Raw genomic sequence first — 26,053 nt, 5'->3', positions numbered from 1 at the left:
TTGCTAAACGCGTCTGCGTCGCTAAGATAACCCCAGATCTGAACATGAGGATGGCATGGTTAAACGGCAGCGGATTGCAAAATGGTTTTTATGCCTGGCTTGCCTGGTGGTGCTGACGTGCATGACCCAGCGCATGGCGGGCCTGCATGCGCTGCAGCAAACGCTGGGGATCCCGGCCGCCACTGCCGTGCAATCCAGCGACGCCGCCGCCGAAGCGCAGCCGACGCCCTGTGAGCTGAGCGCCAAATCATTGCTGGCCGCGCCGCCGGTAATGTTCGAAACCGTGCTGTTCGGGCTGGGTCTGCTGCTGGCGCTGTTGGCGCCGACCATTGCCGCGCGTCTGCGCATTCCTCCTCCCCGCGCCATTTCACCGCCCACCCTCAGGGTGCACCTTCGATTATGCGTCTTCCGTGAATGAGTTAATCGCCCGTTTTTCGCGGTGAATTAATCATTTATGGAGAATTAACATGTTGAAAATTATCAGGCTGGCCTGCGCTTGCCTGTTTATGCTGTGGCTGCCTGCCTTGCAGGCGGCGGACAGCGGCTGGCTGCAAAATCCGGCCAACGATCATGCCAAGGTGCGGCTGCGCGCCGACACGTCACAGCCGGGAGAGACCCGCCTGCTGCTGTCGGTCGAGCTGCAAAAAGGCTGGAAAACTTACTGGCGCTCTCCAGGCGAAGGCGGCATCGCGCCGGCTATCGTCTGGCAGGGTAACCCGCCGCCGGCGACCTGGCACTGGCCGACGCCGCAGCGTTTCGAGGTGGCCGGCATTTCCACCCAGGGCTATCACGATCGGGTCACGCTGCCGATCGTGATGCCAGGCCAGGTGTCCGGCCCGCTGGCGGGTACGCTGACGCTGTCCACCTGCAGCAACGTCTGCATTCTGACCGACTACCCGTTCAGTCTGGATCTGACCACGCCGAACGATCCGCAGTTTAACCATGACTTCGCGCAGGCAATGGGGCAGGTGCCGATCGCCGCCGGGTTGGCGGAAAGCGTCAAGGCCGGGTATCGCAGCGGCGAGCTGCAGATTTCCGCCGAACGCGCCGCCGGCTGGCAACAGCCTGCGCTGTTCTTCGATACGCTGGCGGATGCCGATCTCGGCAAGCCGCAGGTCGAGACCGACGGCGCTCAGCTGTTGGCGCGAGTGCCGGTCAGCGATGGCTGGGGCGATGCGGCGCCGGACCTGCGCGGCAAAACGCTGACGTTGGTGATCGACGACGGCGGTATGGCGCAGCAGATAACGCTGCCGATCGGCCAGCCGCTGGCCGCGCCGACCGGTGCGGCGTTCCCGCTATGGCAGGCGGTATTGATGGCGCTGGCGGGCGGGTTGATCCTCAACCTGATGCCGTGCGTGCTGCCGGTGCTGGGCATCAAGCTCGGCTCCATCCTGCAGGTGGAGCGGCGCGATCGGCGCAGCGTTCGTCTGCAGTTTCTGGCGTCGTCGCTGGGCATCGTCGCCTCGTTTATGGCGTTGGCCCTGCTGATGACGTTGCTGCGGCTCGGCAACCACGCGCTCGGCTGGGGCATTCAGTTCCAGAATCCGTGGTTTATCGGCTTTATGGTGCTGGTGACGCTGCTGTTCAGCGCCAACCTGTTCGGCCTGTTCCATCTGCGACTCTCATCCGATCTGAATACCTCGCTGGCGACCCATAACGGGCACGGTCTGAGCGGCCATTTCTGGCAGGGCGCGTTCGCCACGCTGCTGGCGACGCCGTGCTCGGCGCCGTTTCTCGGCACGGCGGTGGCCTTCGCGCTGGCGGCGTCGCTGCCGGTGCTGTGGGGCATGTTCATCGCGCTCGGCATCGGCATGAGTCTGCCGTGGCTGCTGATCGCCGCCTGGCCGTCGCTGGCGCTGCGGTTGCCGCGCCCCGGCCGCTGGATGAATACCGTCAAGCTGGCGATGGGATTACTGATGCTGGCGTCGTCGCTGTGGTTGCTGAGCCTGCTGAGCAATCATATCGGCGCGCAGGCCACGCTGTGGCTGGGGGCGCTGGCGTTGCTGGCATTACTGCTGGCGGTGTGGCGCCAGCAAGGGGCACGGTTGGCGGCCAAGCTGGCGGCGGGCACGTTGGTGCTGGCGGGCGCGGCCTTGCTGGCCGGCTCGCTGACCGCCGGTCTGTGGCGTCAACCCTTGCAGGATCGGGTGCAGTGGCAACCGCTGAGCGAACAGGCGATCGCCGAGGCGCTGGCGCAGCATAAGCGGGTGTTCGTCGACGTGACCGCCGACTGGTGCGTGACCTGCAAAGCCAACAAATTCAATGTGCTGCTGCGCGATGACATACAGCGGGCGTTGAGCGCCGATGATGTGGTCGCGCTGCGCGGCGACTGGAGCCGCCCGTCGGCCGACATCAGCGCCTTCCTGCAAAAGCGCGGCAGCGTCGCCGTGCCTTTCAACCAAATCTATGGCCCCGGCAGCCCGGACGGCGAGGTGTTATCCCCGCTGTTGACCCGTGACGCCGTGCTGCAAACGCTTTCCCATGCCAAAGGAACCGAACAATGAAAAAACTACTGATTTTACTGATGATCATCGCCGCCCCGGTGTGGGCCGCCGAGCCTTTCACCCCGGCGCAAGAGGCGCGTATCAAAGAGATGATCCGCGAAACGCTGGTGTCCAACCCGGACATTCTGGCGCAGGCGGTGGACGCCTGGCAGCAGCAAACCGCCAGCCAGCAAATCAGCCAGGCTATCAAGCAGAACGCCAAAACGCTGTATCAGGATCCGGCCAGCCCGCGGCTGGGCGCCGCCAACGCCAAACTGACGCTGGTGACCTTTACCGATTATAACTGCCCGTACTGCAAGCGGTTTGATCCGATGCTGGAGAAGATCGTCAAGCAATACCCGGATGTGGCGCTGGTGGTGAAGCTGCTGCCGTTCAAGGGCGAAAGTTCGGTCAGCTCGGCGCGCGTGGCGCTCACCACCTGGCAGCAGCACCCGGAGCAATTCTGGGCCTTGCATCAGCGGCTGATGGCGAAAAAGGGCTTCCACGACAATGCCAGCATCGCCGCCGCGCAGGAGAAAACCGGCGTCAAGGCGGTGGCGCCGAGCGAACAGAGCATGACCACGCTGCGCAGCAATATGGCGTTGGCGGAGCAACTGGGCGTACAAGGAACGCCGGCGACGCTGATCGGCGATCGGATGCTGCCGGGGGCGGTGTCGTATGAAGAGCTGGAAACGATGGTGAAGCAGCAGCTGGCGAAGGCCAACAATGGCTAAGCTCAAGCGCTGGGGGCGCGAGTTGCTGCTGCTGGCGCTGATCGCATTGGCGGTGGTCACGGTGATGGATTGGCTGAACGCGCCGCAGGCGCCGCCGGCCTTCGATGCCCAGACGCTGACCTCGCTGGACGGCGAGCGCGTGTCGTTGGCGCAGCTTAGCCATGAGCGGCCGCTGCTGGTTTACTTTTGGGCCAGCTGGTGCGGCGTTTGCCGTTTCACCACGCCGGACGTCGCCCGCTTGCAGGCGGAGGGCGGCAACGTGCTGACCGTCGCGCTGCGCTCGGGCGACGATACCCAGGTGAAACAGTGGCTGGCGCGTAAACGGCTGGCGCTGCCGGTGGTCAACGATCCGGCCGGCGCGCTGTCGGCGCAGTGGCGGATTGGCGTGACGCCGACCTTCGTGGTGATCTCGCAGGGCAAGGTGGTGCAGAGCACCACCGGCTGGACCAGCTACTGGGGGATGAAGCTGCGGCTGTGGTGGGCCGCCGTCTAACCGGCGCTTTTCTCCGCTATCACTTCCTCAATCGCCCGGCACAGCCGGGCGATACCTTCTTCAATCTGCGGCGGCGAGTTGGCGGCGAAGTTTAGCCGCAGGCCGTGTGCGCCCAGCTGTTCCTGCGCATAGAAGCATTCACCGCGGGCAAAGGTGACACCGTGCCGCCAGGCCGCCGGCATCAGTTCGGCGGTGGTCACCGTCGCGGGCAGCGTCAGCCAGATAAACAAGCCGCCTTGCGGCGTTTCGAAACGGCACCCCGGCGGCAGCCGCCGTTGCAACGCGTCGATCATCACTTCCAGATGCAGGCGATAGACGCGCCCGGCGCGCCGCAGCTGCTTATCGTAACGGCCGACGGTGACGAACGCGTCCAGCGCCCGCTGGATCAGGCTGGAACTGGTGAAGCTGTCGACGTGCTTCAGCCTGGCGAAACGCTGATAGTGTTCGCTGTCCGCCACCAGATAGCCGATGCGCATGCTGGGCAGCAGCATTTTGGAGAAGGTGCTGACGTAGATCACCGCGCCCGGCTGCGCCAGCGCGCGCAGCGACGGCAGTTGTTTGCCTTGATAACGCAGATCGCCGACGAAGTCGTCTTCCAGGATCACCACGCCGGCCTGTTGGGCGATCGCCAGCAGACGTCGCCGGCGCGTCTCGCTCAGGCAACGGCCGGTCGGGTTGTGGAAGTTGGGGATGGTGTAGATCAGTTTGGGGCGGTGGCGTTCCAACAACTCCGGCAGCAAATCCACCCGCATGCCGTGGCGGTCGCCGGGCACGGTGACGATATTGATGCGGTGCTGGCGCAGCAGGCCCAGCGCTTCGGCGTAGGTCGGCTCTTCGACGATCACCGTATCACCCGGCGCCAGCAGGCTTTGCACCACCAGACTGATGGCATGCTGCGAACCGTTGGTGATCAGCACCTGTTCCGCCTGCGTGGGGATGCCCTGGGCGCTGAGGATGCGGCTCAGCGTATCGCGCAGCGGATAGTAGCCGCAGTATTCGCCGTAGCTGAAGGCCTCTTCCGCGTGGCGGCTGAGCACCGACAGCAGCACTTTGCGAAACGCCTCCAGCGGAAATATTTTGGGGCTGCCGACGCCGGCGGCGAAGTTGATCAGCCCCTCCGGCAGCGGAGCGTCGGCGTAGCCGTCCAGACGCGAGGTGAGGGTGGTGAAGCTCTCCAGCGGGAAAGGGGCGTCGCTGGTCGGGCGGGCCGGGCGCGTTTGCGCCTGCGGGTGCGCGACATAGGCGCCGCTGCCGCGCCGCTGATGCAAAAAGCCCTTGGCCGCCAGCTCGGCGTAGGCGTTATCCACCGTTAAACGGCTGACCGCCAGCTCGGTCGCCAGCGTGCGCGTCGAGGGCAGCTTGTCGCCATCGACGAACACGCCGGTGAGGATGGCGCGCCGCAGCGCTTCTTCGATCTGTAAATAGAGCGGAACGTCCTGCTCGCGATCTAACGGGATGTGCATGCGAAATTGGCCCGGTTAGGGAGAGATATTTTCACTATACCCCATGTCAGCAGGGCTTCAAGCGCACAAAAGTGGCCTGCATGACAACGCTGCAAAGTGGCTATAGTGAGAAAAAATGGCCGCGTTACACTCTGTGCCTGAGTATTTATGTCGCCATTTCTCCGAGGATCTCATGTCATTACCGTCAGGCGTTTCCGCCCGGCCGGCGCTGCCCGGCGCGCGCCTCTTTCAGGGCAGCAGCCAGGGGTACGTCATCGCCATTATCAGCGCCATGCTGCTGGCCTTTACCGCCATCATCATCCGCGCGCTGACCGAGTATTACCACCTGCCGACCTTCGTGCTGGCGTTCTGGCGCGCGGCGCTGGTGGCGTTGGTGTTGTTGCCGCTGCTGTTGCTGGTGAAACCGCAGTGGGCGCGTCTGCGCCGTGAGCAGGTGGTGTTCTACGCGCTTTACGGGCTGCTGCTGGCGCTGTTCAACAGCCTGTGGACGCTGTCGGTGGCGCTGAACGGCGCGTCGGTGGCGACCATTCTGACCTACTGTTCGGTGGGCTTTACCGTATTCCTCGGCTGGGTGATGTACAGCGAACGCCTGACGCTGCGCCAATTGCTGGTGATCGCCATCAGCCTGGGCGGCTGCTTCCTGGTCAGCAACGGCGACAGCATGGGGAACAGCCACTTCGATCTGCTGGGGCTGCTGGTGGGGATGCTGTCGGGCATCGGTTATACCCTGTATACCCTCGGCGGGCGGGTGGCCAGCGAACGCGGCTATCCGGTGTGGAACACCATCCTGTACGTGTTCGGGTTTTCGGCGCTGTATCAGCTGGCGTTCAATGCGGCGCTGACGGCGTTCCCGTTGGCGGCGTTCCACGGCATGGCCGGCGATCTGTGGTTCCTGTCGCACAGCGCGCAGGGCATTCAGTGGAGCGGCTGGCTGTTGCTGCTGGCGTTGGCCGCCGGGCCGACGCTGCTGGGTTTCGGGTTGTATAACATCAGCCTGAAAACGCTGCCGCTGGCGGTAGCCAACCTGATCCTGTCGCTGGAGCTGGTGTTCACCGCGGTGATCGCCTATTTCCTGCTGGGGGAGAACATGAATCAGCTGCAGCTGCTGGGCAGCGCGTTGGTGATGGGCGGGGTGCTGCTGTTGAAAAGCAAGACCGCCGAGGCGTGATCGGTTAGCATTACGCCTCGCAAGAGAGGCGGTAATGATGAATAACCCGAGATTGAAACGAGCGCTTATCGCTTGAATGGCCGTGTTGAGTGAACGACAACACGGCCACAGACACTCCGTTCCGTGGCTTTTATTCCCGTAACAAGAGAATACGCCATGTCCGAAAAACACTGGTCCAACACTGAGCTTCTGCATCAGACGGTGACCAACCCGAATATTATCGTCAAAGGCACCCACAGCTACTACAGCGATTGCTGGGACAACGGCTTCGAACGCTCGGTGGTGCGCTATCTGCACGGCGACGCGGTCAGCCGGCAATGGCAGCCGCTGGGCGAAATAGACCGTTTGCTGATCGGCGATTACGTGTGCATCGCGGCCGAAGCGGTGATCCTGATGGGCGGTAATCACACCCACCGCATCGACTGGCTGAGCCTGTACCCGTTTATGGCAACCATCAAGCAGGCATACCGTCCCAAAGGCGATACCCGGCTGGGTGACGGTTGCTGGATCGGCATGCGGGCGATGTTGATGCCGGGGATATCGATAGGCGAAGGGGCGATCGTCGCCGCCGGCAGCGTGGTGGCCGGCGATGTTGAACCTTATGCCATCGTCGGCGGTAACCCGGCGACGTTTATCCGTTGGCGATTCACGCCGGAAATCATCGCGCGGTTGCTTGCGTTGCGCCTCTATGACTTGTCCGAGGCGGACTTTGCGGTGATCCAGCCTCTGCTTGCCGATGACGATATCGGGGCGCTGGAAAAGGGAATTGCGGCCTTGCGCCGTTAAACACCACGGGCGGGGGATCCCCGCCCGTTTCGCGTTATTCGGCCTTGGCCTCGGCCGCCGGTTGGCGGCGTTTGCGCATCAGGCGCAGCAGCGGCGGCAACGCCAGTACCGCGATCGCCAATACCAGCAGCGTTTGCGCGATGCTGCTGCTCCACAGAATGCCGAACTCGCCGTTGCTGATCGACAGCGCGCGGCGCAGGTTTTGTTCCAGCATCTCACCCAGCACAAAGCCCAGAATCAGCGGCGACATCGGGAAATGCATTTTCCGCAGAATGTAGCCGAACACGCCCAACCCGACCATCAACAGCAGGTCGAAGGTGGTGCTGTGCACCGCATAAACCCCTACCGCCGACACCGCGGCGATCGCCGGCACCAGGAACCACAGCGGGATGGTCAGCATGCGGGTGAACAGGCCGACCAGCGGCAGGTTCATGATCAGCAAAATGACGTTAGCGATCAGCAGCGCGGCGATCAGCCCCCAGACGATATCCGGCTGTTCGGTGAACATCGCCGGGCCGGGGGTGATGTTGTACAGCGTCAGCGCGCCCATCATCACCGCCGTGGTGCCGGAACCCGGTACCCCCAGCGTCAGCATCGGAATGAACGAGCCGCAGGCCGAGGCGTTGTTGGCCGCTTCCGGCGCCGCTACGCCGCGAATGTCGCCCTTGCCGAAGGTGTCGCTGTTGCCGCTGATTTTCTTCTCGGTCATGTAGGTCAACGCGCTGGCGATGGTGGCGCCGGCGCCCGGCAGAATGCCGACGAAGAAACCGATCACCGACGAGCGCAGGGTCGGGCCTGCGCACTGCGCCGCCTCTTTACGGTTGAACAGCAGGCGGCCGGTTTTACGCACCAGCTTTTGCCCGGCGCTGGTGCTTTCCAGCATCAGCAGGATTTCGCTGACCGAGAACAGGCCGATCACCACCACGATAAACTGCACGCCGTCGGAGAGATGCACGCTGTCGAAGGTAAAGCGGTAAACGCCGGTGTTGGCGTCGACGCCCACCGTCGCCAATCCCAGGCCGATCAGCGCCGCCAGCAGCGATTTTAGCGGGTTCTGGCTCATCATGCTGCCGAGGCAGGCGATGGCGAACACCATCAGGGCGAAATACTCGGCCGGGCCGAAGGCCAGCGACCAGCGGGCCAGCAGCGGCGCGAACAGAATGATGCCGCCGATGGCGATCATCGAGCCGACGAACGAGCTGACCGCCGAGATGGACAGCGCCACGCCGGCGCGCCCCTGCTGCGCCATCGGGTAGCCGTCCAGCGCGGTCATGATCGCCGCCGCGTCGCCCGGCACGTTGAGCAGAATCGACGAGATGCGCCCGCCGTATTCGCAGCCGATATACACCGTCGCCAGCAGGATCAGCGCCGATTCGGCCGGCAGTTTGAGGGCGAACGCCAGCGGCAGCAGGATCGCCACGCCGTTGATCGGCCCCAGCCCCGGCAACAGGCCGACGATGGTGCCGACGAAGCAGCCGATCAGGGCGATAATCAGGTTCTGCGGCACCAGCGCCACTTCAAACCCTTGGGTCAAATACATCCAGGTATCCATCATCGCTCCCGTTAGCTCAGCCAGATGCCGAGCGGCAGTGTGACATCGAGAAGTTGGTCAAAGGCGTAGTACAGCGCTGCGCCCATGACGACGCCGGAGATGGCCGCCGCCGGCAGGCTGGCCTGAAACAACAGGCCGATGCTGAACGTCAGCAGCGCGGTCGCCAGCGGAAAGCCCAGCCATTCAAAGCCCCAGGCATACAGCACCAGGGTGATCACCAGCACCAGCAGCCGCTGCAGCACCTTGTGGTGCGGCCATTCCACCGCCTGTGGGCGGCGTAGCAGCAACAGGGCCGCGCACAGCGCCATCAGGCTGAGGATCGCCAGCGGGAACGGGCGCGGCCCCAGCGGTTCATAGCTGTATTCGCTTTGAATGCCCCAGCCGATGAACAGCCCGCCGATACACAGCAGCAGCCAAAAGCCGGCAAAAATACGATCGCTCATGGTTTTCCCCTGCGGTTATTTGGCCAGGCCGAACACTTTCGCCTGCTCACGGTATTGGGCAACCTGATTCTTCACGTAGGCGTCCAGCTCTTTGCCGGTCATATTGAATTCGAACAGGCCGCGCAGATCGCGCTGCTGCTTGAATTCGTCTGTCGCCATCATTTTCTGGAAGGTGTCGATCCACCACTGATACTCTTCATCGCTGACTTTCGGCCCGACGTAGAAGCCGCGAATGATCGGCCACACCAGGCTGTACCCCTGTTCTTTGGCGGTCGGAATGTCGGCCAACTGGCCCGGCAAACGTTGCTCGGCATACACCGCCAGCACGCGGATTTTGTCGCCCTGCAGGTAAGGCACCATCTCGCTCAGGTCACCGGAAACCGCCTGAATATGGTTGCCCAGCAGCGCGGTGACCGGCTCGCCGCCGCCTTCGAACGCCACGTAGCGCATCTTGCGCGGATCCACGCCGACTTCGCGCGCCAGCAGCGCGGTTTTCATCCAGTCCTGGCTGCCGATGGAGGCGCCGGCGCCGAACACCACGCTGTTGGGATCTTTTTGGAAGGCGTCCATCAGGTCTTTCAGGGTTTTGTAAGGCGAGTCGGCGCGCACCGCGATCATGCCGTAGTCGGTTCCGACCGCCGCCAGCCATTTCACGTCGTCCACGTTATAGCGGCCGAACTTGCCCTGAGCCAGATTGAGCAGCGAACCGCCGGAGAAGGCCACCACGGTGCCGAACTCCGCCGGGCGCTGCGCGACGATGGCGTTGTAGGCCACCGCGCCGACGCCGCCGGGCATATAGGTGACGCGCATCGGTTTATCGATGGCCTTGGTGTCCTGCAACGACACCTGAATCAGCTTGCAGGTCAGATCGAAGCCGCCGCCGGGCTTGGCCGGCGCAATGCATTCGGTGCGTTTGGGCGCTTCCCCGGCAAAGGCCTGAGAGGCCGCCAGCAACAGTGCGGCGGCGGTCAAGGTACGGGTCATTATTTTTTTCATTGTGACTTGCCCTCGGTATTGTTCTGGTTGTGAATCCCGCTGAGCGCGGTTGCAGGATTGTTAAAACAACAACCTTTCATTTACCTTTCAGTGGCCGGAAAAGTTTCCAGTCTGTGATTAGGGTCTCTTGTCGCTAGCGAATCACGGGTGCGCTACCATAGAAATGCTGGCAGGAACAGGGCGCAAAACCGGCCAAAATCCTGCGTAATATCAGGTTTGCCGTTTTGCTTTCGCGATAAAATCATGATCAGTGAAATGAATAGGGACGCAGTGATATGTTTTCGTTAGGGAAATTGTTTAGCGGCAGGGACAGCGCCAAAGTATGCGCGATTAAACGGTTGCCTGAGGTCTACGCGGAGATGGTCGGTGGAACCGGGCAGTGCCGTTTGAAGCGACTGCGCGCCGAGGTTGGCGTGTTTGAGCTGCATTTCGTCAACGCCGCCGGTGAAAGATATGCCTGCCAGATGACCGCCTGCGTGACCGGCATCGATCTGGTATTTGCCGTCAACAATCGCTCCGTGCTGGTTTCTGCACCGTTTACCGCCGACAAGCTGCGCTCGGTGCTGGACATTGCCGTGGCCGATAGCCCCATTCCGCTGATCTGACGCCGCCCTGCGATCGCGCTCCATACGCATAATTGTGTGCCAGCTCCCAAAACTGGCGGCGCGGCGCTCTTTTATCCCCTTATTTTCCATGCCATTCTCTGTTATCAGCCTGTTAACGGACGCCGTGTCGGAGCCAGGTTGTTCAGATAAATCAATGGAATGGGAACATGCGACTGTTATTGGTTGAAGATCACCCCGAGCTGTCTCACTGGTTGCAAAAGGCGCTGACCGGCGCCGGGTTTGCCGTCGACGTCGCTCCGGACGGCGTGGCGGCCGATCATCTGTTGCTCAACGAGCGTTATGCGCTGGCGGTGTTGGATGTGGCGCTGCCGCGTTTGAACGGCCTGGATTTGCTGGCGCGCCTGCGCAAGCGCGGGCAGGATCTGCCGGTGTTGCTGCTGACGGCGCGCACCGACGTGGCCGATCGGGTAAAGGGCCTGAATCTGGGGGCGGACGATTACCTCACCAAGCCGTTCGAACTGGACGAGCTGGAAGCGCGTATTCGGGCGCTGCTGCGCCGCAGCGTCGGCGCCCCGCAGCCGGCGTTGCAGTACGGCGCGTTGACCTACCATGACGAAGGCTATTTTCTGCTGGAGAGCAAGCCGCTGGCGCTGACGCCGCGCGAACTGGCGGTGTTGACCGCGCTGATGCATCGGCGCGGCCGCCCGGTGGCCAAACAACAGCTGTTCGAGCAGGTGTTTACGCTGTCCGACGAGGCCAATCCCGAGAGCATCGAGCTTTACGTACACCGCCTGCGGAAAAAGCTGCAGGGCAGCGATGTGGCGATCGTCACGCTGCGCGGTCTGGGCTACAGCCTGGAGCTTTGCAATGCGGTGGTTTAATGCGCCGCGTTCGCTGTTCTATCAACTGCTGCTGTTTTTTGGCCTGCCGCTGCTGGCGTTGGGCGGTATCTCTATCTACACCCACTATTTCAGCGCCATGAGCGCCGCCACATTGGCTTACGATCGCACGCTGCTGGCGTCGGCGCGCACCGTGGCGGAGCGACTGGTGGTGCGCGAAGGCAAGCTGGCGGTCGATGTGCCCTATGTAGTGCTCGACAGCTTCGAGCGCAACATGAACGATCAGCTGTATTACGAGGTGATTTCGCCGCAGGGAAAAAGCATCTCGGGCTATGACGATTTGCCGTCGTTGCCGCCCCATATCCCGCGTTCCTCGCTCTATCCGGCGCTGGTGCATTTTTACGATGCGGAATACCTCGGCCGGCCGATCCGTGTGGCAGCGCTGTTTCAACCGATCAACGAGTCGGGCGTGAGCGGCATGGCGACCATTCTGGTGGCGGAAACCCTGGAGTCGCGCCGTTACCTGGCGCGGCAGATGATGATCGCGGCGCTGTTGAGCCAGGGCACGGTAGTGGTGTTGACCCTGATTCTGGCGTTCGCGCTGCTCAAGCGGGTGTTGAAGCCGATGCGTAAACTCTCCGGCATCATGCTGAGGCGCGATCCGGGCGAGCTGACGCCCTTGCCGCGGGTATTGCCGTGGTCGGAGATGCAGCCGCTGCTGGTGGCGTTCAATCGCTATATCGAACGGCTGCGGCTGATGGTGGCGCGCCAGGAGCGTTTCAGCGCCGACGCTTCGCACCAACTGCGCACGCCGCTGGCGGTGTTGAAGACCCAGGTTGGGGTAGCGTTGGCCAGCGACCGGCCGCAGCAGTGGCGAGAAAGCCTGCAGGCGATGAGCGCGACGCTGGATAATACCGTGGCGCTGACCGACCGCCTGCTGCATCTATCACGTCTGAAGGCCAGCGAGCACCGGGCCGAGCGCCAGCTGCAGCCGGTCAATCTGGCGCAGGTGCTGCGCGACGCCTGCTTTTCCCGCTTGCCGCAGGCGCGCAGTAAACAGATCGATCTCGGGTTTGAAGGCGAGGCGGTGTGCCAGGTGGCGGGGGAACCGCTGCTGTTGGCCGAGCTGTGCGCCAACCTGCTGGACAACGCGCTGAAATACACGCCGCGTCAGGGCGTGGTCACCGCTCGCCTCACTCAGGATCAGGCGGCAGGGGAAGGCGTGCTGGAGATAGAAGACAGCGGCCCCGGCATCGCCTTACAGGACAAGGCACTGGCGCTGCAGCCGTTTCACCGGCTGGACAACGTGGGCGATCAGCCGGGCGCCGGCCTGGGGCTGGCGCTGGTGAAGGATATCACCGCGTATCACGGCACCCGCCCGGAGCTGTTGAGCTCCGCCGCGCTGGGCGGCCTGTTGGTGCGGGTGCGTTTCAGGCTGTTGTCTTAAGCCTGTTCTTTGCAGGACTCGACGTCAGCCGCCGGGACTTTGGCTTTACGCGTCAGCGGCGTGCGCAGCCGCTGCGACAGGATAACGCCCAGCAGGGTAATGCCGCCGCCGATCAGGTGGTAACCGTGCAACTGCTCATGCAGGAACAGCACGGCGATAGCGGCGGTAAACACCGGCGCCAGGTTCATGAAGATCGAGGCGGTGTTGGCGCCCAGGCGCATCACGCCCTGGATCCACAGGAACGGGGCGATAATCGAAGCCGGAATGCCGGCGAACAGCACCAGCGGCAGGTTATGGCCGTTCAAGCCGACATCCTGCGCCATCAGGAAATTAGGCAGCAGCAGCAGCACGCCGAACAGGATCTGCACGTACAGCGATTGCCAGTTCGGCAGCGCGATGGCCCAGCGTTTGGTCAACACGCCATACAGCGCGTAAGAGGCGGTGGCGAGCAGCATCATCAATTCCCCCTTGCCGATACCGTGCTGCAGCAGTACGCCGGGCTGGCCGCCGCTGACCAGCCAGATCAAACCGCCGAAGGAGAGAATACTGCCGAGCAGCACGCCGACGGTCGGCGCAATGCGCAGCAGGACGATGCTGATCAGGATGGTCAGCAGCGGGATCAGCGACACGATGATGCCCATAAACAGCGCGCTGACGCTGTGCGCCGCGTAATAGGCCAGGCTTTGATACAGCACCATGCCCAGCAGGCCGAGGATCATCAACTTCCACCAGTTGGCGCGCACCTGCGCCCAATTGCGCAGCACGCCCGGCAGCACGAACGGCGTCAGGGCAACCAGCGCCAGCAGCCAGCGGTAGAGCGAAATGGCCGCCGGATCGATGGCGGTGGCGGAGAGTTTGCTGACGACGGCGTTAATCGACCAAATCAGCACGGCCAACAGCGGGAAGAGCATATTCATGATAATTATTCTCAATAACGTCCAACATGCTGGCTAGTCTACGCGTGTCCGGTTTATCATATATAGCGATATCCAGACAAAAATCGGCGTAAACAAGACAAATCACGGGACGAAACCATGCCAGAAATCCGCCATTTCCCCGAGTCGCTGATCCCGGCGCCCAACCCGGTGCAGTTCCGCTGCGAAGAGTTTAACGCGCGCACCGAATTCCAGCCGCACAGCCACACCTGGGGCCAGTTGATGTGGGTCAAGGCCGGGGTGATGGTGCTGCGCATCGGCGGGCAGCGCTTTCTGGCGCCGCCGGAGTTCGTGTTGTGGGCGCCGGCGGGCATCGAACACTCCTGCTACAACCAGCGACTGGCGCAGTGCCGCATGGTGGACATCACGCCGGCGCTGTGCGCCGGTATGCCGGCCGACCCCTGTCTGGTGAGCGTCACGCCCATTTTCCGCGCCATCGCCGAGGATTTCTATGCGCGCAAGCAGTACATTCCGCAGGCGGAGGAGGATTTGCGCCTGTGCCAGGTACTGATCGATCAGCTGCGCCTGTCGCCGCGCCAGCAAACCTATCTGCCGTCGTCGGACGACAAGTTTTTGGCGCCGGTGCTGGAAGCGCTGGAGCACTGCCCGGCGGACAACACCTCGCTGGCGGCGTGGGCGGCTCGGGTCTACACCACCGAGCGCACGCTGTCGCGCCGCTGCCAACAGGATCTGGGCATGTCGTTCAGCGAATGGCGCCAGCGCCTGCGTTTTCTGCATGCCGTGTCGCTGCTCGAGCAGGGCAAGACCGTGCAGGACGTGGCGCTGGACGTCGGCTACAGCTCCGCGTCGGCGTTTATCGTCATGTTCCAGCAGATCGCCGGCACCACCCCTGAGCGCTTTCGCCGTGCCTGATTCAGTGGCACACTATTTCGCAGACAAATAGCCGTAAACCGTCGGAGAACGCAGTGAAAATTCTGGTTGATGAAAATATGCCGTACGCGGCCGAGCTGTTCAGCCGCCTGGGGGACGTGCAGGCAGTGCCGGGCCGCCCGATCCCGCGCGAGGCGCTGGCGGATGCCGATGCGCTGATGGTGCGTTCGGTCACCAAGGTCAATGAAGCCTTGCTGGCCGGCAGCCGCATCGGCTTTGTCGGTACCGCCACCGCCGGCACCGATCACGTCGATGACGCCTGGCTGCAAGGGCAGGGCATCGGCTTTTCCGCCGCGCCGGGCTGCAACGCCATTGCGGTGGTCGAGTATGTGTTCTCCGCCTTGATGCTGCTGGCCGAACGCGATGGCTTCCATCTGCGGGATAAAACCGTCGGCATCATCGGCGTGGGCAACGTCGGTTCCCGCCTGGACGCGCGCCTCAAAGCGCTGGGCGTGCGCACGCTGCTGTGCGATCCACCGCGCGCCGATCGCGGCGACGCCGGGGAGTTTTGGCCGCTGGAGAAGCTGGTGGCCGAGGCCGACGTGCTGACCTTCCATACGCCGCTGAATAAATCCGGCCCATACCATTCGCTGCATCTGGCGGACGCCGATCTGTTGGCGGCGCTGCCGGACAAGCGCATTCTGATCAACGCCTGCCGTGGGCCGGTGGTGGATAACACCGCGCTGCTGCAGGCGTTGGAAAAGGGCAAAAAGCTGAGCACGGTGCTGGACGTGTGGGAACCCGAGCCGGATCTCGCCTTGCCGCTGCTGGCGCGGGTGGATATCGGCACCGCGCATATCGCCGGGTATACGCTGGAAGGCAAGGCGCGCGGCACCACCCAGGTGTTCGAAGCGTTCAGCCGCCATCTGGGGCAGCCGCAGCAGGTGGCGCTGGCCTCGCTGCTGCCGGTGCCGGAGTTCAGCCTGATCCGCCTCAACGGCCCGCTGGATGAAGCGCGGTTAAAACGATTGATGCACTTGGTGTATGATGTGCGCCGCGATGATGCGCCACTGCGCAAAGTCGCCGGGCAACCGGGCGAATTCGATCGCCTGCGCAAGCACTACCAGGAGCGCCGCGAGTGGTCTTCGCTGGCCGTGCAATGCGATGACAGCGCCAGCGCCGAGCTGCTCGGCAAGCTGGGCTTCAGCGTGGCGTAGCGTAAGGTTGTCTTAAGCCAACGCCGCTACAGTGAGCGGTAAAGATTATCGGGCGGTGATTGCACTGCCCGTGTGCTTTTATGAATGAAATACTCTGGAGAAAACCCGATGTCTGACGGCTGGAATATCGCGCTGCTCGGCGCCACTGGCGCGGTAGGTGAAGCGTTGCTGGAATTGTTGCAGGAACGCCAGTTCCCGGTGGGTGAACTCTATCCTCTGGCAAGCGAACGCAGCGCGGGCGCCAATGTGCGCTTCAACGGCAAGTCTCTTCTGGTGCAAAACGCCGAAGAGTTCGACTGGTCGCAGGCGCAGCTGGCCTTCTTCGTCGCCGGCAGCGACGCTTCCGCGCGCTATGCCGAAGAAGCCGGCAACATGGGCTGCCTGGTGATCGACACCAGCGGCCTGTTCGCCATGGAGCCGGATGTGCCGCTGGTGGTGCCGGGCGTGAACCCGCAGGTGCTGGCGGATTACCGTAACCGCAATATCGTGGCGGTGGCCGACAGCATGGTCAGCCAACTGCTGACGGCGATCAAACCGCTGACCGAACAGGCGGGGCTGTCGCGTCTGCACGTCACCACGCTGATGTCGGTATCGTCGCGCGGCAAGGTGGCGGTGGACGACTTGGCCGGCCAGAGCGCGCGCCTGCTGAACGGCATTCCGGCCGAGGAAGGCGTCTTCGGTAAACAGCTGGCGTTCAACCTGCTGCCGCTTGTCGCCGACGAGCAGGGCAGCGTGCGCGAAGAGCGCCTGATCGTCGATCAGGTGCGCAAGGTGCTGCAGGATGAAGGGCTGCCGATTTCGGTGAGCTGCGTTCAGTCGCCGGTGTTTTACGGCCACGCGCAGGTGGTGCACCTGGAAGCGCTGCGCCCGCTGTCCGCCGAAGAGGCGCGCAGCGAACTCGAAGAGGTTGAAGACATTCAGCTGAGCGAAGAGGACGATTACCCGACTCAGGTCACCGACGCCTCCGGCAGCGATGCGCTCAGCATCGGTTGTCTGCGTAACGATTACGGTATCCCCGAGCTGCTGCAGTTCTGGACGGTGGCGGACAACGTGCGCTTCGGCGGCGCGTTGATGGCTGTCGAAACCGCCGAGCGTCTGGTGCAGGAGCAGATGTACTGATGTCTGAGGTGGTCTCACCCGCTCAGCCGACGCTGAAGATCGCGCTGGGCATCGAATATGACGGCAGCCGGTACTACGGCTGGCAGCGGCAGCAAGAAGTGGCCAGCGTGCAGCAACGCCTGGAGCAGGCGTTGAGCAAGGTGGCGGATGCGCCGATTAGCGTGCTGTGCGCCGGGCGTACCGACGCCGGGGTGCACGCCACCGGGCAGGTGGTGCATTTCGAAACCACTGCGCGCCGCAAGGACGCCGCCTGGACGATGGGGGTAAACACCCATCTGCCGCCGGATATCGCGGTGCGTTGGGTGAGCCCCGTCGCCGACGATTTTCACGCGCGTTTCAGCGCCACCGCGCGCCGCTACCGCTACATTATTTTCAACCACCGCTACCGGCCGGCGGTGCTGCAACAGGGGGTGACGCATTTTTATCACCCGCTGGACGCCGATCGCATGCATCGGGCGGCGCAGGCGCTGCTGGGCGAGAACGACTTCACGTCGTTCCGCGCGGTGCAGTGTCAGTCGCGCACTCCGTGGCGCTGCGTAAAACACGTTAAGGTTACGCGCTACGGCGAATATATTGTGGTAGATATCAAGGCGAATGCCTTTGTGCATCACATGGTTCGCAACATCGTCGGCAGCCTGATGGAGATCGGCTGCGGCAATCAGGATGAGAACTGGATGGCCGAGTTGCTGGCGCTGAAAGATCGCAACCTGGCGGCGGCGACGGCGCGAGCCGAGGGGCTGTATCTGGTTGCCGTGGATTACCCTGACCACTTTGGTCTACCGCGGCCGCCGATGGGGCCGCTGTTTTTGCCCGACGATTAAACGCCGGCACGCCTGAAAGCGTCGCTCCCTTGTGCTTCTGCCGGGTGACTGAAACACCCGGTATCAATGAGAGAATTTATGGATATCATCAAGTTTATTATTGATTTCATTCTGCATATTGATGTGCACCTGGCCGAACTGGTCGCACAATACGGCATGTGGGTCTACGCTATTCTGTTCCTGATCCTGTTTTGCGAAACCGGTCTGGTGGTGACGCCGTTCCTGCCGGGGGATTCTTTGCTGTTTGTCGCCGGCGCGCTGGCGGCGTTGCCGACCAACGATCTGAACGTGCACACCATGGTGGCGTTGATGGTGGTGGCGGCGATCCTCGGCGATGCGGTGAACTACACTATCGGGCGGTTGTTCGGCGAGAAGCTGTTCAGCAACCCGAATTCGAAAATCTTCCGCCGCAGCTACCTGGACAAGACGCATCAGTTCTATGAGAAGCACGGTGGGAAAACGATTATTCTGGCGCGATTCGTGCCGATCGTGCGTACTTTTGCGCCGTTCGTCGCGGGCATGGGGCATATGTCCTATCGCCACTTCGCCGCCTACAACGTGATTGGCGCACTGGTTTGGGTGCTGCTCTTCACTTATGCTGGCTATCTGTTCGGCGATCTGCCGGTGGTGCAGGAGAACCTGAAGCTGTTGATCGTCGGGATCATCATCGTTTCGATTCTGCCGGGCGTGATTGAAATTTGGCGCCACAAGCGCGCGGCCGCCCGCCAGCAAAAACAGTAAAAACATCGCTTAACCTGTCGGTTCGACCAGTTTTTTGTCCACAGCGTCGGGCCGATATGGTTTAATGAGCGACATTATGGTCTGTTCCTGCGAACAACCCTGAAGCCGATGCCTCAGTCGCCGCGCTTGCCGCGCCGCGAACGGGCATTTTTTCATTGGGGTGTTTTCGGGGGGATTGTTAAAGCATGAACAGCGGACTGGCGTGTGCCAGGTTCAAACAGAAAGGTCATCGATGAGCTGGATTGAACGAATTCTTAACAAGAGCAATATCACACAAACCCGTAAGGCGAGCATTCCTGAAGGGGTCTGGACTAAATGCGACAGCTGCGGCCAGGTTCTCTACCGCGCCGAGCTGGAGCGGAATCTGGAAGTGTGCCCGAAGTGCGACCACCACATGCGTATGAGCGCGCGCGCGCGTCTGCATACCCTGCTGGACGAAGGCAGCGAAGTGGAGCTGGGCAGCGATCTGGAGCCGAAGGACGTTCTGAAATTCAAGGATTCCAAGCGCTATAAAGATCGTCTGGTCGCTGCACAGAAAGCGACTGGCGAGAAAGACGCGCTGGTGGTGATGAAGGGCACGCTGTACGGCATGCCGATCGTCGCCGCGTCCTTCGAATTCGCCTTCATCGGCGGCTCGATGTCTTCCGTGGTCGGCGCGCGTTTCGTGCGTGCGGTTGAGCAGGCGCTGGAGGACAACTGTCCGCTGGTGTGCTTCTCCGCCAGCGGCGGCGCGCGCATGCAGGAAGCGCTGATGTCGCTGATGCAGATGGCGAAAACCAGCGCGGCGTTGGCCAAAATGCAGGAGCGCGGCTTGCCGTATATCTCCGTGCTGACCGACCCGACCATGGGCGGTGTCTCCGCCAGCCTGGCGATGCTGGGCGACATCAATATCGCCGAGCCGAAAGCGCTGATCGGTTTTGCCGGCCCGCGCGTTATCGAGCAAACCGTGCGCGAGAAACTGCCACCAGGCTTCCAGCGCAGCGAGTTCCTGATCGAAAAAGGCGCGATCGACATGATCGTTCGCCGTCCGGAAATGCGCCAAACGTTGGCGAGCATTCTGTCCAAGCTGACCAACCAGCCGCAGCCGCATTTCGATGAGGCCGCGCCGGTCATTGAGCCGGAGCCGCAGGCCGACGCCTGAGGCAAAGACAGATCCCGCCCGGGTTCAGCCGCCACTTTGTGGCTAAGTGACGGCTGATGCCCGCTCCCTGCCGGCCGTAGCCTTTCCGCTGCGGTTTGCAGGCTGGCGGCAGTCACGAAGCGCATCGCCTTTACCGCGGTGAGGGTGGTGCCCTGATGGATTAATGAACCCAAGTTCAGTGATGGGACTCATGCAAAACCACCAAATTCCCCAAGCCACGTCGCCATTGAGCTCGTGGCTTTACTATCTGGAACGTCTGCACAGCCAGGCGATCGAACTCGGCCTTGAGCGCGTACAGCGCGTCGCGGCGCATCTGGATTTACTGACCCCCGCACCCACGGTGTTCACCGTTGCCGGCACCAACGGCAAAGGCACCACCTGTCGCACCCTTGAAGCTATTCTGCTGGCCGCCGGCCTGCGCGTCGGCGTCTACAGTTCACCGCATCTGGTGCGCTATACCGAACGCGTGCGCATTCAGGGCGAAGAGCTGAGCGAAGCGGAGCACAGCCGCTCGTTCGCCGCCATTGAAGCCGGCCGCGGCGAAACGTCGCTGACCTATTTCGAATTCGGCACCCTGTCGGCGCTGCAGCTGTTCAAACAGGCGCGACTCGACGTGGTGATCCTGGAAGTGGGGCTGGGCGGGCGTCTCGACGCCACTAACATCGTCGATCCGAGCGTGGCGGTGATCACCAGCATTGCGCTCGATCACACCGACTGGCTGGGCAACGATCGCGAAAGCATCGGCCGTGAAAAGGCCGGCATTTTCCGCAGCGGCAAACCGGCGGTGGTCGGTGAACCCGATATGCCGGACAGCATTCGTCAGGTTGCCGAAACGCTGGGCGCGCCGCTGTCTCGCCGTGGTGAAGCCTGGCGCTTCAGCGAGCAGGGCGATCGCTGGCAGTGGCAGGGCGGCGACACGCTGCTGACCGATCTGCCGACGCCGAACGTACCGCTGGCCAACGCCGCTACCGCGCTGGCGGCGCTCAACTGCAGCCCGCTGGAAATCGACGAACGCGCGATTTTCACCGGGCTGCAGCAGGCGACGTTGCCGGGGCGTTTCCAGATCGTGCGGCGGGAGCCGACGCTGATCCTCGATGTGGCGCACAACCCGCATGCCGCCGGCTATCTGGCCGGGCGTCTGGCCCAACTGCCGCGCAACGGCGGCAAGGTGCGCGCGGTGGTGGGCATGCTGTCGGACAAGGATATCGCCGGCACGCTGGCCTGCCTCAGCGAGCAGGTGGATGAATGGTACTGCGCGCCGCTCGACGGGCCGCGCGGCGCCAGCGTCGAACAGCTGGCGCAGCATCTGACGGAACCGCGCCGCTTTAATGATGTCGAAACTGCCTGGCGGCAGGCTATGCAGGATGCTGATAAACAGGATATTGTGATCGTCTGTGGATCGTTCCACACCGTGGCGCAGGTGATGGCGGCGTTAGACGAGATGCGGGGAGTGTGAGTGGCGAGTAAATTTCAGAACCGACTGGTCGGAACCGTGATTCTGGTGGCGCTGGGGGTGATCATCCTGCCAGGGTTGCTGGACGGCAAAAAGAAGCATTACGAGGATGAATTCGCGGCCATTCCGTTGGTGCCGAAGGCGGGCGACGTCGAAGAGAACGACGTGCTGCCACCGGTGACGCAACCGTTGCCGGCGCAGCCGCCGGAAGGGGCGGGCGCGCTGGTCGAACAGCAGGCGGCCAACGAAGCGGCGGCGCAACAGGCGGTGCGGCAAGGTGCTCAGCAGCCAGCGCAGGTGGCGCCGCCACCGGTCGAGACGCGTCCTCCGTCGGTGCCGCAGCCCAAGCCGAAACCGGTAGAAACCAAACCGGTAGAAACCAAACCGGTGGAAGTGAAACCGAAACCGGTGCCGCAACCGAAACCGGTGGAAGTGAAGCCGGTACCGAAGCCGGAGCCGACGCCGAAACCTGAACCGACGCCGCAGCCGAAACCGGCGGAAGAAAAAGCGCCGGCCGGGCAAGCCTACGTCGTGCAGCTCGGGGCGTTGAAAAATGCCGCCAAGGCGAACGAGATTGTCGCCTCGCTGCGCCTCTCGGGCTATCGCGCCTTTACCGTGCCGTCAACGCCGGTGCAGGGGCAGATCACCCGTATCTACGTCGGCCCGGACGCTTCCAAGCAGAAGCTGCAGGCGGCGCTGCCGTCGCTGAACTCGATCAGCGGGCTGAGCGGGCAGGTGAAGCCGTACGGCCGTTAAACCCCGCAGGGGCGCAGCACGATGCGCCCCTGAATTAAGGAGTGGTGGAGATAAAGCGAGAAAAACCGCGCCTTTTACAGGCGAAATCACCTATGTAGGCGCGGCGATTGGGAATTTTTTGATCGCCGCTTTTTATTTGTAACGTGGTAGGAAATCCCCTACGCAAACGTTTTCTTTTTCTGTTAGAATTCGCCGCGAATTGGATGCAGGGGCGATTCATCATTGGAATAGTTCATGGTCTGGATTGATTACGTCATTATAGCGGTGATTGGATTTTCGGCTCTGGTGAGCCTGATCCGAGGGTTTGTTCGCGAAGCATTGTCACTTGTGACATGGGGATGTGCGTTTTTTGTTGCCAGCCATTTCTACTCTTACCTTGCGGTCTATTTCACTCGTTTTGAAGATGAACTGGTGCGAAACGGCATCGCGATCGCGATTTTGTTCATCGCGACCTTGATCGTAGGGGCTATTGTTAACTATGTGATTAGCTCACTGGTAGAGAAAACCGGGTTGTCGGGCACCGACCGGGTGTTGGGCATCTGCTTCGGCGCGCTGCGCGGAGTATTGATCGTCGCAGCGATCCTGTTCTTCCTGGATACCTTTACCGGCTTTTCACAGAGTGCCGACTGGAAACAGTCACAGCTCATTCCCCAGTTCAGTTACGTCATCAGGTGGTTCTTTGACTACCTGCAGAGCACGTCGAGTTTCTTGCCGACCCAATTGCCGGGGCGGTAGCGCTGATGAGGAAAAGACAACATGTGCGGTATTGTCGGTATCGCCGGTTTCATGCCGGTAAACCAGTCGATTTATGATGCGCTGACGGTGCTTCAGCACCGTGGCCAGGATGCCGCAGGCATCGTCACCATTGACGCCCACAACGGGTTCCGTTTGCGTAAAGCCAACGGCCTGGTGAAAGATGTGTTTGAGGCGCGCCATATGCAACGCTTGCAGGGCAACATGGGCATTGGCCATGTGCGTTACCCGACGGCCGGCAGCTCGAGCGCCTCTGAGGCCCAGCCTTTCTACGTCAACTCGCCGTTCGGCATTACGCTGGCCCACAACGGCAATCTGACCAACGCCCATGAGCTGCGCCAAAAGCTGTTCGAAAGCGGCCGCCGCCATGTCAACACCACCTCCGACTCGGAAATCCTGCTGAACGTGCTGGCCAGCGAGCTGGATCGCTTCCCGCATTATCCGCTGGAGGCCGACAACATTTTTACCGCGGTCGCCGCCATGCATCAGCAACTGCGCGGCGCTTACGCCTGCGTGGCGATGATCATCGGCCATGGCCTGCTGGCGTTCCGCGATCCGAACGGTATTCGTCCGCTGGTGATCGGCAAACGCACGCTGGAGGATGGCCGCAGCGAGTACATGGTGGCTTCAGAGAGCGTGGCGCTGGATACCCTGGGCTTTGAGTTCCTGCGCGACGTGGCGCCGGGCGAAGCGGTGTATATCACCACCAAGGGCCAGCTGTTCACCCGCCAGTGCGCAGAGAACCCGAAAACCAACCCGTGCCTGTTCGAATACGTCTATTTCGCGCGCCCGGACTCCTTTATGGACAAGATCTCGGTCTACAGCGCCCGCGTGCGCATGGGCCAGAAGCTGGGTGAGAAGATTGCCCGCGAATGGGAAGATCTGGACATCGACGTGGTGATCCCGATCCCGGAAACCTCCTGCGACATCGCGCTGGAGATCGCGCGCATTCTCGAGAAACCCTACCGCCAGGGCTTTGTGAAGAACCGCTACGTCGGCCGCACCTTTATCATGCCGGGCCAGCAGGCGCGTCGTCAGTCGGTGCGCCGCAAGCTGAACGCCAACCGCGCCGAGTTCCGCGACAAGAACGTGCTGCTGGTGGATGACTCCATCGTGCGCGGCACCACGTCGGAACAGATCGTCGAGATGGCGCGCGAAGCGGGCGCCAAGCGTGTGTACCTGGCTTCCGCCGCGCCGGAAGTGCGTTTCCCGAATGTCTACGGCATCGACATGCCGAGCGCCAACGAACTGATCGCCCACGGGCGTGAAGTGGATGAAATCCGCCAGATTATCGGCGCCGACGGGCTGATCTTCCAGGACCTGGACGATCTGATCGAAGCGGTGCGCGAAGAGAACCCGGACATCACCCAGTTCGAATGCTCGGTGTTCAACGGCATCTACGTGACCAAAGACGTCGATCAAAGCTATCTGGAATATCTGGAGTCGCTGCGCAGCGACGACGCCAAGGCGCTGCGAGGGCAAACCGAAGCGGAAAATCTGGAACTGCACAACGAAGGCTAACCGGCCGCGTTGATTACTCGGGGGGCATCGCCGCGTCTGCGGCGGTGCGCCTTGCTCCTGTGAACTTGCTTATCCCTCGCCATTGCGGCAAAGTCTGCCTGATCTTACTTTTTACGGCAGAGGCCATTTTCCATGAAACGACTCATCATCGGCATTTCCGGCGCCAGCGGCGCGATCTACGGCGTGCGCCTGTTACAGGTTTTGCGCGACGTCGCAGAGGTGGAAACCCATCTGGTGATGAGCAACGCTGCACGGCAGACGCTGGCGCTGGAAACGCCGTACAGCCTGCGTGAAGTGCAGGCGTTGGCCGACGTGGTGCACGATGCGCGCGATATCGCCGCCGCCATCTCTTCCGGTTCCTTCAAAACCCTGGGCATGGCGATCCTGCCATGCTCGATCAAAACCCTGTCCGGCATCGTCAACAGCTACAGCGACGGGCTGCTGACCCGCGCCGCCGACGTGGTGCTCAAAGAGCGTCGCCGTTTGGTGCTGTGCGTGCGGGAAACGCCGCTGCATCTGGGACACCTGCGGTTGATGACGCAGGCGGCGGAGATGGGCGCGGCGATCATGCCGCCGGTGCCGGCGTTTTACCACCAGCCGAAAAGCGTGGAAGACATCATCGATCAGACCGTCAATCGGGTGATCGATCAGTTTGATATCGAACTGCCGGCCGATCTGTTCACCCGCTGGCAGGGTGCTGATTAACATTTTTATCCCCAAATTGGCACATTTGTGCAACACCGCACTGAATTAGGGCGGCGTATGCACCATAATGATCCCACTTCATCACGTTCACTGTTTCATGGCGCCGCCTTATCGCGGCTGCCAGTGGCGCGGCCCCGAGCGGCCGATTTAATTTTGCGGTTATCGTCCCAGGAAACAGTATTGTGAAGGCCGGAGCCGTTCCCTCCGCCCGTAGCACCTAATGTGGCACGATTACTGCAAATTGATTTGGTGGGGAAAAGTAATGCCCGTAGTGGCATCAAAAAATCAATTTGAGGGTAATTTATGAAAAAGCGGGTTTTGATTTTGCCGTTAGTTCTGGCTTTGAGCGCCGCCAGCAGCGCCTTTGCCGCCATTCCTTCCACGCTGAAGATTGGCACCGATCCGACTTACGCACCGTTTGAGTCCAAAAACGCCAAAGGCGAATTGGTTGGCTTTGACATCGATTTGGCCAAAGAGCTGTGCAAACGCATCAATACCCAATGCACCTTCGTGGAGAGCGACTTCGACGCGCTGATCCCATCCCTCAAGGCGAAGAAAATCGACGCCATCATCTCTTCGCTGTCCATCACCGAAAAACGCCAGCAGGAAATCGCCTTTACCGACAAGCTGTATGCCGCCAACGCGCGTCTGATCGCGCCGAAAGGGTCCAAGCTGTTGCCTACCGTGGACGCCCTGAAAGGCAAGAGTGTGGGCGTGTTGCAGGGCACCACCCAGGAAGCCTACGCCAACGCCATGTGGCAGCCGAAGGGCATCACCGTCGTGCCTTACCAGAACCAGGATCTGGTTTACGCCGATTTGGCTTCCGGCCGTATCGACGCCGCCTTCCAGGATGAAGTGGCGGGCAGCGACGGCTTCCTGAAACAGCCGCCGGGCAAAGACTATGCGTTCGCCGGCGAATCGGTGAAGGATGACAAGTTCTTCGGCGTCGGCACCGGCATGGGGCTGCGCAAGACCGATACCGAGCTGAAAGCGGCGCTGGACAAAGCCTTCGCCGAGATGCGCAAAGACGGCACCTACGACAAATACGCGAAAAAGTACTTCGACTTTGACGTCTACGGCGGGTAATCCG

26 protein-coding genes are annotated in these 26,053 nt (G+C 62.0%); 21 read left to right on the top strand and 5 right to left on the bottom strand.

Annotated elements, in window-relative coordinates; genetic code table 11:
• Positions 1-55: 55 nt before the first annotated feature.
• From ACTJJ6_RS05955 to ACTJJ6_RS05940, 4 genes are read left to right on the top strand one after another with little or no spacing between them, the layout of a single operon-like run.
• Positions 56-418: a hypothetical protein gene (locus tag ACTJJ6_RS05955; RefSeq protein ID WP_033639760.1), complete on the top strand. Its 363-nt coding sequence runs from the start codon at positions 56-58 to the stop codon at positions 416-418.
• Positions 419-467: 49 nt separating this feature from the next.
• On the top strand, positions 468-2,504 hold the full coding sequence (locus ACTJJ6_RS05950) for a protein-disulfide reductase DsbD family protein (RefSeq protein WP_164053284.1): 2,037 nt from the start codon (positions 468-470) through the stop codon (positions 2,502-2,504).
• Positions 2,501-3,217 carry a DsbA family protein gene (locus ACTJJ6_RS05945; protein ID WP_049300074.1) on the top strand — a complete coding sequence of 239 codons (717 nt, stop codon included), beginning with the start codon at positions 2,501-2,503 and terminating at the stop codon, positions 3,215-3,217. The genes ACTJJ6_RS05950 and ACTJJ6_RS05945 overlap by 4 nt, the downstream gene beginning before the upstream one ends.
• Positions 3,210-3,710, top strand: a complete 501-nt coding sequence (locus ACTJJ6_RS05940; RefSeq protein WP_016926868.1) for a protein disulfide oxidoreductase — start codon at positions 3,210-3,212, stop codon at positions 3,708-3,710. Before ACTJJ6_RS05945 ends, ACTJJ6_RS05940 begins: the two co-directional genes overlap by 8 nt.
• Here the strand turns inward: ACTJJ6_RS05940 and pdxR are convergent.
• Positions 3,707-5,173, bottom strand: coding sequence for a MocR-like pyridoxine biosynthesis transcription factor PdxR (gene pdxR / locus ACTJJ6_RS05935; protein WP_016926869.1), 1,467 nt, complete (start codon positions 5,171-5,173; stop codon positions 3,707-3,709). The genes ACTJJ6_RS05940 and pdxR overlap by 4 nt on opposite strands.
• Positions 5,174-5,345: 172 nt before the next feature.
• On the opposite strand from pdxR, the gene ACTJJ6_RS05930 reads away from it, so the two are divergent.
• Both ACTJJ6_RS05930 and ACTJJ6_RS05925 read left to right on the top strand, forming a co-directional pair.
• Entirely contained in the window at positions 5,346-6,341 is a 996-nt protein-coding gene (locus tag ACTJJ6_RS05930) for a DMT family transporter (protein WP_079452187.1), read from the top strand.
• A gap of 156 nt (positions 6,342-6,497) precedes the next feature.
• The gene (locus ACTJJ6_RS05925; protein ID WP_049300072.1) at positions 6,498-7,127 is read left to right on the top strand and encodes a CatB-related O-acetyltransferase; all 630 of its coding nucleotides are present in this window, start codon (positions 6,498-6,500) and stop codon (positions 7,125-7,127) included.
• A gap of 34 nt (positions 7,128-7,161) precedes the next feature.
• On the opposite strand, the gene ACTJJ6_RS05920 is transcribed toward ACTJJ6_RS05925, so the two are convergent.
• Genes ACTJJ6_RS05920 through ACTJJ6_RS05910 form a run of 3 tightly spaced genes read right to left on the bottom strand, consistent with a single transcriptional unit; the run spans position 7,162 to position 10,118 of the window.
• A complete protein-coding gene (locus ACTJJ6_RS05920; protein ID WP_193843359.1) occupies positions 7,162-8,679 on the bottom strand; it encodes a tripartite tricarboxylate transporter permease in 1,518 nt (505 codons plus the stop codon).
• Positions 8,680-8,690: 11 nt separating this feature from the next.
• A complete protein-coding gene (locus ACTJJ6_RS05915) occupies positions 8,691-9,122 on the bottom strand; it encodes a tripartite tricarboxylate transporter TctB family protein (protein ID WP_016926873.1) in 432 nt (143 codons plus the stop codon).
• 15 nt (positions 9,123-9,137) lie between these two features.
• Complete coding sequence (locus ACTJJ6_RS05910) at positions 9,138-10,118, bottom strand: Bug family tripartite tricarboxylate transporter substrate binding protein (RefSeq protein ID WP_028127751.1); 981 nt, start codon at positions 10,116-10,118, stop codon at positions 9,138-9,140.
• Between the two features lie 386 nt (positions 10,119-10,504).
• Between ACTJJ6_RS05910 and ACTJJ6_RS05905 the strand changes: the two genes are divergently transcribed.
• The 3 genes from ACTJJ6_RS05905 (at position 10,505) to ACTJJ6_RS05895 (ending at position 12,970) form a co-directional block, all read left to right on the top strand.
• Positions 10,505-10,723 (top strand): hypothetical protein, encoded by a 219-nt coding sequence (locus ACTJJ6_RS05905; RefSeq protein ID WP_228009735.1) that lies wholly within the window; start codon positions 10,505-10,507, stop codon positions 10,721-10,723.
• Between the two features lie 167 nt (positions 10,724-10,890).
• Positions 10,891-11,565 (top strand): transcriptional regulator TctD, encoded by a 675-nt coding sequence (tctD, locus tag ACTJJ6_RS05900; RefSeq protein WP_016926876.1) that lies wholly within the window; start codon positions 10,891-10,893, stop codon positions 11,563-11,565.
• On the top strand, positions 11,552-12,970 hold the full coding sequence (locus ACTJJ6_RS05895) for a sensor histidine kinase (protein ID WP_164053280.1): 1,419 nt from the start codon (positions 11,552-11,554) through the stop codon (positions 12,968-12,970). The genes tctD and ACTJJ6_RS05895 overlap by 14 nt, the downstream gene beginning before the upstream one ends.
• Here the strand turns inward: ACTJJ6_RS05895 and ACTJJ6_RS05890 are convergent.
• On the bottom strand, positions 12,967-13,887 hold the full coding sequence (locus ACTJJ6_RS05890; protein ID WP_016926878.1) for a DMT family transporter: 921 nt from the start codon (positions 13,885-13,887) through the stop codon (positions 12,967-12,969). The genes ACTJJ6_RS05895 and ACTJJ6_RS05890 overlap by 4 nt on opposite strands.
• A gap of 117 nt (positions 13,888-14,004) precedes the next feature.
• Between ACTJJ6_RS05890 and ACTJJ6_RS05885 the strand changes: the two genes are divergently transcribed.
• From ACTJJ6_RS05885 to hisJ, 12 genes are all read left to right on the top strand, one after another.
• Positions 14,005-14,778, top strand: a complete 774-nt coding sequence (locus ACTJJ6_RS05885) for an AraC family transcriptional regulator (RefSeq protein ID WP_033635354.1) — start codon at positions 14,005-14,007, stop codon at positions 14,776-14,778.
• A 53-nt stretch (positions 14,779-14,831) separates the two neighbouring features.
• Positions 14,832-15,953, top strand: a complete 1,122-nt coding sequence (gene pdxB, locus ACTJJ6_RS05880; RefSeq protein WP_049300069.1) for a 4-phosphoerythronate dehydrogenase PdxB — start codon at positions 14,832-14,834, stop codon at positions 15,951-15,953.
• A 108-nt stretch (positions 15,954-16,061) separates the two neighbouring features.
• Positions 16,062-17,072 carry an aspartate-semialdehyde dehydrogenase gene (locus ACTJJ6_RS05875; RefSeq protein WP_015378594.1) on the top strand — a complete coding sequence of 337 codons (1,011 nt, stop codon included), beginning with the start codon at positions 16,062-16,064 and terminating at the stop codon, positions 17,070-17,072.
• Positions 17,072-17,893, top strand: coding sequence for a tRNA pseudouridine(38-40) synthase TruA (truA, locus tag ACTJJ6_RS05870; protein ID WP_033635351.1), 822 nt, complete (start codon positions 17,072-17,074; stop codon positions 17,891-17,893). The genes ACTJJ6_RS05875 and truA overlap by 1 nt, the downstream gene beginning before the upstream one ends.
• A 78-nt stretch (positions 17,894-17,971) precedes the next feature.
• Complete coding sequence (locus tag ACTJJ6_RS05865; protein ID WP_019453745.1) at positions 17,972-18,634, top strand: DedA family protein; 663 nt, start codon at positions 17,972-17,974, stop codon at positions 18,632-18,634.
• A 232-nt stretch (positions 18,635-18,866) separates the two neighbouring features.
• The gene (gene accD / locus ACTJJ6_RS05860) at positions 18,867-19,775 is read left to right on the top strand and encodes an acetyl-CoA carboxylase, carboxyltransferase subunit beta (protein WP_028127750.1); all 909 of its coding nucleotides are present in this window, start codon (positions 18,867-18,869) and stop codon (positions 19,773-19,775) included.
• Between the two features lie 190 nt (positions 19,776-19,965).
• Positions 19,966-21,231 (top strand): bifunctional tetrahydrofolate synthase/dihydrofolate synthase, encoded by a 1,266-nt coding sequence (gene folC / locus ACTJJ6_RS05855; protein WP_110147216.1) that lies wholly within the window; start codon positions 19,966-19,968, stop codon positions 21,229-21,231.
• Positions 21,232-21,984 carry a cell division protein DedD gene (dedD, locus tag ACTJJ6_RS05850; protein WP_440803098.1) on the top strand — a complete coding sequence of 251 codons (753 nt, stop codon included), beginning with the start codon at positions 21,232-21,234 and terminating at the stop codon, positions 21,982-21,984.
• Between the two features lie 234 nt (positions 21,985-22,218).
• Complete coding sequence (gene cvpA, locus ACTJJ6_RS05845; RefSeq protein WP_004936119.1) at positions 22,219-22,719, top strand: colicin V production protein; 501 nt, start codon at positions 22,219-22,221, stop codon at positions 22,717-22,719.
• Between the two features lie 21 nt (positions 22,720-22,740).
• The gene (gene purF, locus ACTJJ6_RS05840; protein WP_004936117.1) at positions 22,741-24,258 is read left to right on the top strand and encodes an amidophosphoribosyltransferase; all 1,518 of its coding nucleotides are present in this window, start codon (positions 22,741-22,743) and stop codon (positions 24,256-24,258) included.
• 132 nt (positions 24,259-24,390) lie between these two features.
• On the top strand, positions 24,391-24,963 hold the full coding sequence (locus ACTJJ6_RS05835; RefSeq protein ID WP_016926883.1) for a UbiX family flavin prenyltransferase: 573 nt from the start codon (positions 24,391-24,393) through the stop codon (positions 24,961-24,963).
• A 303-nt stretch (positions 24,964-25,266) separates the two neighbouring features.
• Entirely contained in the window at positions 25,267-26,049 is a 783-nt protein-coding gene (gene hisJ, locus ACTJJ6_RS05830; RefSeq protein WP_004936109.1) for a histidine ABC transporter substrate-binding protein HisJ, read from the top strand.
• The last annotated feature ends 4 nt before the right edge of the window (positions 26,050-26,053 follow it).

This window comes from Serratia sp. 22278, from assembly GCF_052045405.1.
Taxonomy (GTDB): domain Bacteria; phylum Pseudomonadota; class Gammaproteobacteria; order Enterobacterales; family Enterobacteriaceae; genus Serratia; species Serratia marcescens.
The sequence above is the reverse complement of the archived record's forward strand: the minus strand, read 5'-3'. Positions and strand labels throughout refer to the sequence as shown.